We start from the raw sequence: 12239 nt of genomic DNA, 5'->3' as shown, positions 1-12239 counted from the left end.
TTGGACTGCAAAGATAGCAGAAAAACCGCAAAAAACGAAAAAAGTACGCTAGAAATTTCAATATATAAATAAAATTGCGTATTTTTGCAAAAAAATTAGGCGCAATCGATTCATAAAAAGACATAAAGGGTGATGAGCATTCATTTATATAAATGATTACTTTCCTTTTACTAAAGGATTCTAAGGATGATGCGCTTATCCAACGGACTTCGAATAATAAAAAAAACAAAATAAAAAAATGGCAAACAACAACGTACAGGCTCCAGAAAGCGAGAGCCTTAACATTCATGAGGCCTTCTTCTTGAAGAACAAGAAGTTGATTCTCGGCGCAATAGTTGCTATCATTGTAATTATTGCAGGTATTTTCGTTTACAACAATCAGATTGCTGGTCCACGTGAGGACAAAGCAAGCACTATGTTGGGTAAAGGTCAGACTTACTTCAACAATGAGATGTACGATCAGGCTCTCAATGGCGATGGTGCTGGCTATGTAGGTTTTGCAAAAATTGCAAATGACTACAGCGGTACAAAAGCTGCAAACCTGGCCAATCTCTATGCTGGTCTTTGCTATGCAAACCTTGGCAAATGGGCTGAAGCACAGAAAAGCCTTGATGCATTCTCTTCTAAAGGCGATCAGATGATTAGTCCTGCAGCTCAGGCTGCTTTAGGTGATGCTTATGCACATCTTAACCAGCTCGACAAGGCAGTAGAAGCATTTAAGAATGCTGCAAGCATGGCTGATGACAAAGCACAAGACGGTGCTAACAACAGTCTCTCTCCTACTTTCCTCATCAAAGCAGGTGAAATCCTTGAAAGTCAAGGAAAGAAGGCAGACGCTTTGAGCATCTACCAGGACATCAAGAAAAAATATGTAAACTCTATGCTCGTTCAGAGTTCAGAGATTGATAAATACATCGAAAGAGCTTCCAACTAATTATGGCAACAGCACTTCATAATTTATCAGACTACGACTTTACCAAGGTGCCAGACGCAAGCAATATGTGCTTTGGCATCGTGGTAGCAGAATGGAACCCAGAGGTAACAGGTGCCTTGCTTGACGGAGCTGTCAAGACTTTGGAAAAGCATGGCGCTCTTTCTGAAAACATTCATGTAAAGACTGTTCCTGGCAGTTTTGAACTCATCTATGGTGCTCACCAGATGGTACTCAACGGTGGTTACGATGCAGTCATCATACTTGGATGCGTAATACGCGGTGAAACTCCACATTTCGACTATATCTGTCAAGGAGTTACCTATGGTATAGCTCGCTTAAATGCCACACAGGAAATCCCTGTCATCTATGGTCTGTTAACAACAAATGACCTGCAGCAGGCTCAAGACCGCTGCGGTGGTAAACTTGGAAACAAGGGTGACGAATGTGCTATAGATGCTATAAAAATGGCAAAATTCTAACTATATATAATAATAACGTACTATATATAATAAGGTATATGAAACTATATCAGTTATTACAATCATTCGAATTTGAAGAGTTATTCCCTGCAGTGAATGAAATGTATCCAAATGCATACCTGCATCGTGATATATTTGAAAAAGCATTCAATATGCTTTGCAACATCCAGCCTGTAGTTTCAAAGAAAACCATCAGATACGAACTTAAGGAAGATCCAAATAGCAAGGATATGATTGTGGGAGCAGATGACACCAGTTTCAATACAACCTGGGATGCTTGCCTCGGTAAAGAAATCAAAAAAGGAAAGGGTGCTAGCCTCAATGATGAAGAATTAGCAGCCAATTGTCTGCTCAATATACTCTTCCTTGGCCGACACCCTCTAAGCTTTGAAAAAGACTACCGAAAACTTTTCAAGTAGTCTTTATTCTGCAAGATTGATAATCAATTCACATAAGCATTAGACCTCATCCTCATCGGATGAGGTTTTTTGTTGCTCATTAGTATTATCATCATCTTCTTCATCACTACCTGTATCCAATTTGGTATCTTTACCAACGGAAACAGCACCCATGCGAGAGATCTTAACTACTAAAGGCACATACTCATCACTTGTTACATCTGGAGATCCAACACTTCCTGCAAAAACCAGGTTGTTACCCTCAGCCTGTACATAGACCAAACCAAGCAATGCCCCATTTTGCTGGGTATTTTTATCTAAATATCCCGTAAAATCGGTCTTCAGAAAGGTACGATTAAAAAATTCAGTACCATCTTTACGCAGAATTCTAACCGTAATCTTATTATCAAAATATTTGGTATTATCATCACCGACAGCTAAAGGCAAACTATTGTCTGCTTCACGCTTAACTATAACTTTATAGGTTGAACCCAGCCATTCAACCTCACGAGCCTGTTCATATCCACTCATCTGCTGAGTTTTCTTTGGCTTTGGAGCCTGAGGCTTTGGAGCGATGATAACATCACTCTTTTTCTTTTCACTGCAAGATGTGAAGCCTGTGACAAGACATGCAGCCAAAAGTAAAGGAAATATTCTATTCATCATTACATTTTTATAGATTATGTGGCAAAATTAAGAAAAAATTATCAATTGACAAAAAAAACAGAATAAAAAAAGCACCCTCTTTCACAAGAGAGTGCTTCTTAACCTTTTTACTAACTAAAAACCTATTGTTCTCACACGATATTATAAAAGTTCAGTTTATGAATTCTAATCGTTTATATAGACACTTTGAAAGCAGAAAGGTTTAATACGAAATTGATTTTTCTTCGTTTTTAACATATTTCAACACAAAAACAATCTTCCAAGAAGATATCTTTCTGAAGGAAAAATGCATATGATCAATGAATCACTATTAAAAAGAAACAAAAGAAAAGAAATAATTTGGTTTTTCAAACATTTTGATGTAACTTTGCATCCAAAACAAGACAATTCGTATGAAAAAGTTATTTTTTTTATTATTAGTTGCTATCATATACACCTTTTCCTCTTGCTCAGAAAAGAAAACAGAGGAAAAGAAGACTGTCATTGATACTATTCCCATGATGGTAATGCAGATACAAAAATGCAACAGACTTTACACGACAGAAATACATGTCCATAAAATAGTAACTCATGACGACCAACTGAAATTGAAAGGCTCTATATTCAAAAAAGATTTTAATATCAATGTACCAGGTTCCAACAGAAAAGTTGCAATTCCGATGGATGCCACACTAAAAGCATACATAGATTTCAAGGATTTTGGGGCACAGAACATCAACAGAAAGGAAGAAAAAATAGAGATTACATTGCCTGACCCAAAAATAATGCTGACAAGCAGCAAAATAGATCATGAAGGAGTCAAGCAGTTTGTTTCTCTCACCCGACGTAACTTTAGCGATGCTGAACTCAGTCTATATGAACAGCAGGGCCGGGAAGGAATCATCAAGGACATTCCCAATATGGAAGTCATTGAAACAGCAAGACAAAATGCTGCCAACATTCTAATTCCTATGCTCATAGAAATGGGATTCAAAGAAGAAAATATAAAGATAACTTTTAGAAAGAAATTTTCTTTGGACGATCTCAAGACCATCCTGGACTATTCGACTATTGAAAAGAAGACGAACTAAAGGAACAGGTTATAAAAGTATCTGATTTAAAGAGAAGGTTCTAATAATCAGATAAAAAAGCCGGAGGGTAGCCATATAACAAAGATATTAATTAGGTAAAGATCAACCTGAAGAAATAAAGATAATAAAAAGGCAATATACAATGAAGCGAATAGAATTCATCATTATATTAGTACTTGTCATTATAATAGGTGGAAGTCTATATTGGTTGGCAAGAGATACTCATGTGGAAGGAGAAAACGTGGGGCAGACACAACTGTCTCCTACACAAATCCGCACTATAGAGAACATCGGGCAATGGGAATTTCTATCAATCAGTGACGAAGAACTCATTGATACAACAAGGCATGGCTTCTTCGGTGACGACAAGTTAGTACGTATCTATTATGGTACACTTCGGCTTGGCATTGATATGAAAGAAGTAAAGGAAGGTTGGATAGAAACAGAGAAAGATACGATTGTCTGTACACTACCTCCTATCAAACTACTGGATCATAATTTTATTGACGAAGCAAGAACCCAGTCTTTTTTTGAAACCGGTGACTGGACAGGAAAAGACAGGCAAAAACTTTATGAGCGAGCTTACAATGCAATGAGAATACGATGCTTATCAAATACAAACATATCAACAGCAGAAGAAAATGCTCGGATTCAATTCTACAAGATGCTCAAGGCTATGGGATTTACAAATGTAAAGGTAAGATTTGAAGAAGAACATAAAAAATAAGTGATAGAACAAATATTCACTTTCCAAAACTTCAATTACATAAATATAAACACAAAATAATAAGGTAAATTAAGAGAGACTTATGGATGCAATCAACGATTTTTTCTTAGCTTTCAGTTCATTCCTTTGGGGATGGCCTATGATTATCCTTCTGTTAGGAACCCATATATTCCTGACTATCCGATTACGTTTTCCGCAACGTAAGATATTGAAAGCTATCAAGCTTTCCCTCAAGAAGGATAAGAACGCAACAGGAGACGTATCACAGTTTGGTGCCCTGGCTACAGCGCTTGCTGCAACTATCGGAACAGGTAATATCATCGGTGTTGCCACGGCCATTGCGCTGGGTGGTCCGGGTGCTGTACTATGGTGCTGGCTTACAGGTGTATTTGGTATATCCACAAAATATGCAGAAGGATTACTTGCAGTAAAATATCGAGTAAAAACGAGACGAGGACGCATGCTGGGTGGACCTATGTATGCATTAGAGAAAGGATTGGGCTGGAAATGGCTGGCCATTCTTTTTGCAATCTTTGCTGCATTGGCTTCTTTTGGAATAGGAAGTACCGTACAGGCTAATGCTATATCTTCTCTGGTAGAAAACCAATATGGAATATCACCATACATTACGGGAGCCATCGTTACTATTCTTGGTGCAGCCGTAATTCTCGGTGGTGTAAAGACAATCTCAAATGTATGCGGTATGTTAGTCCCTTTCATGGCACTCTTCTATGTCATCGGATGCATATACATTCTCTTTGTCAACCATGCCTATCTGTTGCCTGCTCTCAAGGTTATCCTGGAGTCAGCCTTTACTACCAAAGCTGCAGGAGGCGGCTTCGCGGGTAGCACATTGATGATGGCTGCACGTTATGGTATCGCACGTGGCCTTTTTTCTAATGAGTCTGGTTTGGGATCTGCCCCTATTGTTGCTGCAGCTGCACAAACCCGCAATCCTGTACGCCAGGCATTGGTATCATCTACTGGTACATTCTGGGACACTGTCATCATCTGTGCATTAACAGGTTTAGTAATTACCTCCAGTATCATTGCCTATCCAGATATAGACTATCATAATGGTGCAGCACTTACCAAAGCCGCATTCAGTAAAATCCCTTATATCGGTGCCCCTCTTTTAACTTTCGGACTGGCGACTTTTGCTTTCAGTACAACATTGGGATGGAGCTATTACGGAGAGCGTTGCGTGGAATATCTTAAGGGCAAAAAGTGGATGTTATGCTATCGAATGCTATACATCGCAAGTATCTTTGCAGGAAGTGTTATCAGCCTCGGTCTCGTGTGGAACATAGCAGACTGCATGAATGCACTCATGGCCATTCCAAACCTGGTATCCCTGCTATGCCTCAGCGGAATTATCGTACACGAAACCAGAAAGTATCTCTGGAGAGACAGACTTGATAGGGATATGGAAGAAAACGAGATAGAGGAACTGGAAGAAATCGAAAAGATTCAACCACAGATGGAAGAAGTACATCCAAAGAAATAAAATCTTGCATCCATATAAAAAGGAATTGTCCTGACTACATCACGCAGTCAGGACAATTCTTTTTACTAAATCAACAAAAACTAATAAAATTTTATTCAACCTAAACCTAAAAACTTACTTTCTACTGAGAAACTGAATACCTACAGTAATTCAGCTATAACCTATACTTTACCTATATGAAAAACCTAAAACCTTTTTCTGATTGCAAAGGTACGACAAAAAGTAATAAGTTGGATGCATTTATATTAGTTTTTTGCATTTTTACTTGAGCAAACGATTGCACAACTCTTTGCACAACAGTGCGTTAGCATGATGAATATCACGCCAAAGACATTATGCAACAAAATATCAGATATCAGTTTTGCTTATACTGTAAATGTCTCATCGGATGTCCACCCCATGTGGAATCATTGACATAAACAAAACCAAGACGCTGATAGAGAGCCTCAGCTTTAGGATTACCTTTATCGACAAGCAAACCGACTGTTGGTATTCCAAGTTCTGCCCCACGCTCAATAGTAGCCTGAAGCAACTGAGAAGCAATGCCCTTTCCACGGAAATTACTGGAGACAGCGAGACTGTCAATATAGAACTCACCATCTTCCGTCTCATCTGTCATGCCTGTATAATCAATTCCAAAAGCTTCCAATGCAGCTTCATAGAATCGACGACGGAGCTGATGCAGTTTTGCACCATCATAAGCGACACAGATACCAGCCAATATACCACTGGAGGTATAGGCAGCCAAGACATTACGATAACTATATTGGCTATCTTCCATCTCGACCAAACGGGTCATCATACGATGAAAGTCAACCAATGTATGCTTAGGTCCAGCAAAGTTTTGACAACACTCAGCATTCATCGCCTCCATGATAAGCGATGCAATATGAGAAGCCATGTCAGGCGTAGCATTTTCTATTTTTATCTTCATAATGCCTGCAAAGATAAGCAAAATAACCAAGACAAACGAATTTTGTCTTGGTTATTTTTTAAAGATATTGTGAAAAATAAAAAAACAGTTTTGTTAGCGTGTAACAACCTCTATTTCAGAACTTCAACATTGCTTCTTTCAAGTCAGGCGCCTGTGCTTTAAGTGTACCTTTTCCCTTCAGAACTACGATGCATTTTCCAAAGAAAGCCTTACGCTTCGGACCGGTAAAACGCTCTAAAGAGGTTTGGCATCCATTATCTGTTCCAAGAATGTGGGCATCAGATGAGAAGAAAATCAGTCGTTTTATAGCGATTCCTGTTTTTCAGAACTTTCTCTGATTTTCAGAATCATCGGCACCACCTCTTTATATATCTTCTCATCTCCATTGATACTTCTCATCAGGAGTTCGCATGCCTTGGTTCCCTGTTCGTGGGCTTTGTCCATGATGGCTGTGAGACGAGGAGTAACGAAGGCAGCCGTGTCTCCATCCGTAAAGCCGATGATGGCAACATCCTGCGGAATGCGAAGCCCTTTGGCCTTGATGGCGTCAAAGGCTGCATAGGTGATGATATCGTTGAAAGCTAAGATTGCATCCGGCCGATTGTCGCCCTCCAGGAGTTTCAGAGTTGCGTTGCGGGCCACATCGAAATCAATTTTGTCACAGACAACCAGGTTTCTATCTATCGGAATATGATTATCTCTGAGAGCCTCCAGATAGCCGTGCTTGCGGCGGCGCACCATATCGAGATGGTTAGGACCGCCGATGAATGCGATACGTTTCGAACCGGTTTCGATGAGGTGCTGCGTGGCTTCCTGCGCTGCCACATCTCCATTTCCTACCACCTGAGAGAACTTGTCTTCCAAACAGCAGCGGGCGAAGAATACAAGCGGGATGGACATCTTATGAAGTTGTTCGAAATGAGAATAGTCTATGGTATCCTGCGCCAGACAGGCAATGATGCCTTCCACGTGCATATTGAGGAAGTTGTCGAGTGCCATTACCTCTCGCTCATAATCTTCATGACTGTTGGCACTGATAACGGAATAACCGTGTTTGGTTGCATAATCTTCTATACCATCGAGAACGGCAGCATAGTAGTGGGTCACCAGATTAGGGACGATGACACCTATCACGTGCGGTGCTTCCTTGCGGAGGCTCTGCGCAAACGGGTTAGGTCTATAATTGAGTTCCTTGGCCAGATCTTTGACCTTCTTGGTCATCTCCTCGCCCACTTCGTGGCTGTTGCGCAAAGCCCGTGAAACGGTAGCAATGCTGACACCAAGCTGGGCTGCCAAATCCTTCAAAGAGGTTCTACGTTGTTTCATATAGTTGCTGATTTGTAGTCAAATAAGAGTTCATTTAATTACACCTCACAAGCATCTTTGTTTAGTAAAAACTTTATCAAACCAGTGAGTACACTTTTTCCTCTGCAAAGATAGTATTTTTTCTCTAAAGGCGCAAACGTTTACGTGTGTTTTTTCACAAATTTAGAAAGATTATCACTAAAAATGTACTAATTTTGCAAATGAAAGTAATGAATAGTTGATAATAAGTTAGTTAGAAACAGGTAAGGCTTAGATTTGTCGTGAGGACAAGTTTAAGCCTATTTTTTTCTGAATTCTCTCTTCTGATTTCTCTCTTATTCTGGATTTACTCTGAATTCCTTGAAGAATCTTTTTTAATCCTCTTTCGAGAACTTATCCTCTTATTTTTTGAAAAAAACTTCCGAGGAGCCTCTTGAAGAGTCCTCTTGAGAATCCCTTGAAGAGAACCGCGAGAAACTTTCGAGGAGACCCCGTGAGGTTCCCCTTGAGAATTATCTTTAGTTTCTTTCTCCGAACTCCTTTTCAGAATAATCTACTATTTTCAGAAGAACTTTCTCCCAAAATCAGATATAGTATTCTGCAGTATCCACGAGTCCTGCCCTCAGCGCATACTTGGTAGCCTCATGAACATTGTTCACATTTAGCTTGCGGAAGATATTCTTGCGATGGGTGTTCACGGTATGGAAACTTGAGAATCGCTTGTCTGCTATTTCCTTGGTCGTCATGCCGAGAGCTATGTCTTTCAGTATCTCCGTCTCTGTCTTCGTCAGGTTAACCTTCTCCTCTACCTCATGCTTAGGAGCCAGAAGCACTTCCATCATGCGCTGACAGATGAACCGGTTGCCATGCACGCAGAACTTGATGGCTTCCTTGATTTCTGAAAGCGGACACTCCTTCAGCAGAATACTGAACTGCATGCTACTAGCTATCAATACCCTTACCAGCTCGGCACTCAGATCTTCGCTGAAGAGCAGCCAGCGTGTGTGAGTGAATCGCTGCTGGAGTATCAGCAGTTCATCGGCATCGTTGATATCGAATGAAGTGTAGTCTAAGACCACTACCGTATCGTCGTTCTCCTTCAGCGCCAGCATCAGTTCGGCCTTGTCATCCGTATATTTCCATTCCAGTCCTTCCATCCCCTGCAGCACGTATATCATGCCCGCACGGGTGATGTCCTGTCTGTCTGCTAATAAAATTCTCATAGTTATATTCTCTCCTATTTTTTTATGTTGTTATTCTCCTTATATATTCTGTTTGCGCACTGTAGCCATCGCTCCCCGATTGATTTGGAGGATGATGATACCGGTTCGATATTCAACTGATATTTATTCGATTTTTATACCATTGATATATCTCTATAATGCAAAACGACCCATAGGCTACTTTGAGGAGTCGCCTATGGGTTATTTTTCTCGTATATCAGAACGACATCATGAAGCCGAAACGGATACCCCACTTGTCGATGTTGTTGTTATTCAGATAGGTGAGTCGTCTCACATACTCTACTGAGAAGAACTTGAAGATGTTGTGCACACCAGCCACGCACTCCCAGTAAGGTGTATCATTCATCACATGAGAGTTTTTAGGGAACTTAAACAGCCTTCCGTCTCCCTGGTTCTTCTCCAGATATGGATTGTTCTTGTCGGTAAGATGGCCCCACACGCCCTTGATGGCAAACCACTCGCGCCACTTGAGTTTCTTGATGAGCGGAATGCGGTTGAGCAGCTTGCCGTTCATATCCCAAGAGAGTGCCCAGAACACCTGGCGGTCGTTGAGGAATTCCCAGTCTTTCATCAAACTGATTGTTGTCTCCTGCTCAAAGTAAGAGAGGTTGATAGGAGGCAGGATGAGCATCGGGAACGGCACCTTGTTCCACTGTGCCTGTCCGATGGCATGGAAGTCGAGATAACCCCAACTGCCGAGCCACTGGCGTTTGTAGATGCTCAACTTGGTGATATTACTGTGATACTGACCGCCCATGAAGCCTCTGAAGCCCATCGTATGCGAGAGTCCGATTTCCGGACTGTCGAGATTGATTGGCAGTCGCTGCTGCTTGGTATTCACATAGGTAACACCCGGATTATAGTTGATGCCCACGTTGAGGTCGGTCATGCGGATCTTCTTCACCTCGGTACCATCCAGATGATAGTAGTGGAGATTGCCCACCGTGCGGTTGCTCTGGAAGCGTAGACTCGTATTGAATCGGAAGCCCCAGTCGGTCTCGTAGGTGAATGCCAACTTCTGGCGGTGGTAGAGGAACATCTCGTCCTGAGTGGCTGCACGGAAGGTCATGAAGAAGTTGTCCTTATTGTGCAGCAGGTTCTCGTCTGAAGGAGAAGTCACATCTCGGGCCACCTCGAAAGTGAGGTTGCGCATCGGGAATTCAAACGGACTGTTCTTCTTCTTGTTGAGCGAATAAGTGAAGATATTGCCCGTGTACCAGTCGTTGCTCTTGGTACCGTAGGCTGCATATCCGTCCCAGAAGAAATGCGGATTGAGGGCAGCCATGGTTCTACCGGCCAGTCGCAGTCGGATACCATCCACGAAGTTCTTGGAGATGTAGGTATTCACCGGTCCGAGATCGAACTTGCTCTTCTTGCCGTCTGTACCGCCTCCTATCTCCACGTAGTTCTCCATCAGGGCCTTCACGAAGAAGATGATATACTTGAATCCCTTCGAGTTTTCCATGCGGTGGATAAAGCTGTCCATCGACGATTCACTCTTTGTGAGGTCCACCTGCCTGTATTTGTTCCAGTAGGCCTCGTCGCGGTTCATGGCATCCATATCGTGCCTTACCTTGGCCTTACCCTTGAAGAGTATCTTCGGCAGTTCATCGAAGGCATAGTCGGTAAGTCGGGTGTTCCTCACCACGAGCAGGTCTTGCAGCATACTGTTCACATGCAGTTCGGCTATCATATCGTCTTTCGAGAGCACCCATTCGCCATTGTCGAGCCTGGTGTATTCCTGCTCTATCTTCATATTCTTCACATAGTTCACGTCGGTATTGTGAGGCATGTAGAGATTGCATTTCTTCACGTGCAGCGAACTGTCTGCGAGTACGTACAGCTCTCCACGGAAGCCGAAGTCCTGCGAATTGGCAGGTATAAACTGGAGATGATAGCAGAGGTCTCGCTCTACATACACCGTGTCTTCTATATAATAATGATAGAAGGAGATGCCCGTTCTACCGATAGGCGAAGGGAACGGATACTGCAGCAGGCGCACGTAGTCGTCGTAGATATCCACATCGGTGAAGGCATCCTTGAGGGCTGTATTGAGTATCTCGCCGGTCTGGATTACCTGTCCGATACCATTGCTCTGCTGGCCCTTGATGATGTCTTTCTCTGTCTTCGGATCCTTGCGATAGATGTGCTGCGAAACCGTCTCGTCGATGCTCACCGGAAGGGTAAGCTTTCCGTTATAGGGAGAGGTCTCTACCTGGTCCAGAAGATACTGTCGCTTGCTGAAGAACTTGCCTTCCAGCTGCTCTTTCTTTAGGTCGTTGAGGGCAAGCGTTATCTTCTGATACTTGTCATACTGATAGTAATCATGATTGCTGAGATCGGTCTTTTTCTTGGCAGCTATCACTCGCCTCATCAGCTCCACGGCAGGGTTGTCCTTACGACTATATTTGCTTCGCTTGGTCTTCACCACCACCTCGTTGAGCTTATGGCTGTCGTCCTTCAGCTTTACTTCTATGAAATCCATTTTCTCGTTTACGCTGATGGTCTGCGACTTGTAGCTCAGGGCAGATACTGTGAGCACCCAGCCTGGATGTTTCTCGATGGAGAACTTACCCTGACTGTCGCTGGACACGGCTATCTTATGCCCGCGATATTGCACGCTGGCATAGGAAACGGCAAATCCATCCTCATCTATGACTCGTCCTGTTATCTTTTGTTGGGCCATCAGCTGGAGTGTAGAAACCAGCAGCAGCACAACTACAAAATACAATTTTCTAAAAACCTTCATACCTTATTAATATATAGGAGGGCATAACTGCGATGCCCCACCCTTAACTTAACTCTTGACTACTAACTGTTTTTTCGTCAACTTTCTATTTCTGGCTGCAAAGTTAAGAATATTCTTCTGAAAATCTGCGAAAACTATTTAGTAATTTAAGTTTTTTATAAGATTTAAATGCTTTGCCGCCTATTTTTTCAGATTTATATCCAAATTAAAACTGATATTACTGATA

12 protein-coding genes are annotated in these 12239 nt (G+C 42.0%); 6 read left to right on the top strand and 6 right to left on the bottom strand.

What is annotated here, in order from left to right:
* Positions 1-238: 238 nt before the first annotated feature.
* From EXN75_RS08165 to EXN75_RS08155, 3 genes are all read left to right on the top strand, one after another.
* Positions 239-934: a tetratricopeptide repeat protein gene (locus EXN75_RS08165; RefSeq protein ID WP_134843411.1), complete on the top strand. Its 696-nt coding sequence runs from the start codon at positions 239-241 to the stop codon at positions 932-934.
* A gap of 2 nt (positions 935-936) precedes the next feature.
* Positions 937-1413 (top strand): 6,7-dimethyl-8-ribityllumazine synthase, encoded by a 477-nt coding sequence (ribH, locus tag EXN75_RS08160; RefSeq protein ID WP_022111439.1) that lies wholly within the window; start codon positions 937-939, stop codon positions 1411-1413.
* A gap of 101 nt (positions 1414-1514) precedes the next feature.
* Complete coding sequence (locus EXN75_RS08155) at positions 1515-1832, top strand: hypothetical protein (protein ID WP_306666678.1); 318 nt, start codon at positions 1515-1517, stop codon at positions 1830-1832.
* Between the two features lie 39 nt (positions 1833-1871).
* On the opposite strand, the gene EXN75_RS08150 is transcribed toward EXN75_RS08155, so the two are convergent.
* The gene (locus tag EXN75_RS08150) at positions 1872-2477 is read right to left on the bottom strand and encodes a DUF4738 domain-containing protein (RefSeq protein WP_306666679.1); all 606 of its coding nucleotides are present in this window, start codon (positions 2475-2477) and stop codon (positions 1872-1874) included.
* A gap of 392 nt (positions 2478-2869) precedes the next feature.
* Between EXN75_RS08150 and EXN75_RS08145 the strand changes: the two genes are divergently transcribed.
* From EXN75_RS08145 to EXN75_RS08135, 3 genes are all read left to right on the top strand, one after another.
* Positions 2870-3547, top strand: coding sequence for a DUF4230 domain-containing protein (locus tag EXN75_RS08145; protein ID WP_134843409.1), 678 nt, complete (start codon positions 2870-2872; stop codon positions 3545-3547).
* A gap of 142 nt (positions 3548-3689) precedes the next feature.
* On the top strand, positions 3690-4274 hold the full coding sequence (locus EXN75_RS08140) for a DUF4230 domain-containing protein (protein WP_118116870.1): 585 nt from the start codon (positions 3690-3692) through the stop codon (positions 4272-4274).
* 82 nt (positions 4275-4356) lie between these two features.
* Positions 4357-5781, top strand: a complete 1425-nt coding sequence (locus EXN75_RS08135) for an alanine/glycine:cation symporter family protein (RefSeq protein WP_134843408.1) — start codon at positions 4357-4359, stop codon at positions 5779-5781.
* Positions 5782-6136: 355 nt separating this feature from the next.
* Here EXN75_RS08135 and EXN75_RS08130 read toward each other — a convergent pair whose 3' ends face one another.
* The 5 genes from EXN75_RS08130 to EXN75_RS08115 form a co-directional block, all read right to left on the bottom strand.
* Positions 6137-6715: a GNAT family N-acetyltransferase gene (locus EXN75_RS08130; protein WP_118116875.1), complete on the bottom strand. Its 579-nt coding sequence runs from the start codon at positions 6713-6715 to the stop codon at positions 6137-6139.
* A gap of 115 nt (positions 6716-6830) precedes the next feature.
* Positions 6831-6986, bottom strand: a complete 156-nt coding sequence (locus EXN75_RS17660) for a hypothetical protein (protein ID WP_233524635.1) — start codon at positions 6984-6986, stop codon at positions 6831-6833.
* Between the two features lie 32 nt (positions 6987-7018).
* Positions 7019-8041, bottom strand: a complete 1023-nt coding sequence (locus EXN75_RS08125; protein ID WP_118116877.1) for a LacI family DNA-binding transcriptional regulator — start codon at positions 8039-8041, stop codon at positions 7019-7021.
* Positions 8042-8604: 563 nt separating this feature from the next.
* Positions 8605-9243: a response regulator transcription factor gene (locus EXN75_RS08120; RefSeq protein ID WP_118116878.1), complete on the bottom strand. Its 639-nt coding sequence runs from the start codon at positions 9241-9243 to the stop codon at positions 8605-8607.
* 217 nt (positions 9244-9460) lie between these two features.
* Positions 9461-12013, bottom strand: a complete 2553-nt coding sequence (locus EXN75_RS08115; protein ID WP_187349079.1) for a DUF5686 and carboxypeptidase-like regulatory domain-containing protein — start codon at positions 12011-12013, stop codon at positions 9461-9463.
* Between the last annotated feature and the right edge of the window lie 226 nt (positions 12014-12239).

Source organism: Segatella hominis (assembly GCF_004535825.1).
GTDB classification, from domain to species: Bacteria; Bacteroidota; Bacteroidia; order Bacteroidales; family Bacteroidaceae; genus Prevotella; species Prevotella hominis.
Note: the sequence above shows the minus strand (reverse complement) of the source record. Positions and strands in the feature narration are given on the sequence as shown.

Coding starts and splice junctions, on each gene's coding strand:
- EXN75_RS08140 (WP_118116870.1), top strand. CDS start 3,690: ATGAAGCGAATAGAATTCATCATTATATTAGTACTTGTCATTATAATA.
- EXN75_RS08115 (WP_187349079.1), bottom strand. CDS start 12,013: ATGAAGGTTTTTAGAAAATTGTATTTTGTAGTTGTGCTGCTGCTGGTT.
- EXN75_RS08155 (WP_306666678.1), top strand. CDS start 1,515: ATGTATCCAAATGCATACCTGCATCGTGATATATTTGAAAAAGCATTC.
- EXN75_RS08125 (WP_118116877.1), bottom strand. CDS start 8,041: ATGAAACAACGTAGAACCTCTTTGAAGGATTTGGCAGCCCAGCTTGGT.
- EXN75_RS08130 (WP_118116875.1), bottom strand. CDS start 6,715: ATGAAGATAAAAATAGAAAATGCTACGCCTGACATGGCTTCTCATATT.
- EXN75_RS08120 (WP_118116878.1), bottom strand. CDS start 9,243: ATGAGAATTTTATTAGCAGACAGACAGGACATCACCCGTGCGGGCATG.
- EXN75_RS08150 (WP_306666679.1), bottom strand. CDS start 2,477: ATGATGAATAGAATATTTCCTTTACTTTTGGCTGCATGTCTTGTCACA.
- EXN75_RS08145 (WP_134843409.1), top strand. CDS start 2,870: ATGAAAAAGTTATTTTTTTTATTATTAGTTGCTATCATATACACCTTT.
- EXN75_RS08165 (WP_134843411.1), top strand. CDS start 239: ATGGCAAACAACAACGTACAGGCTCCAGAAAGCGAGAGCCTTAACATT.
- ribH (WP_022111439.1), top strand. CDS start 937: ATGGCAACAGCACTTCATAATTTATCAGACTACGACTTTACCAAGGTG.
- EXN75_RS08135 (WP_134843408.1), top strand. CDS start 4,357: ATGGATGCAATCAACGATTTTTTCTTAGCTTTCAGTTCATTCCTTTGG.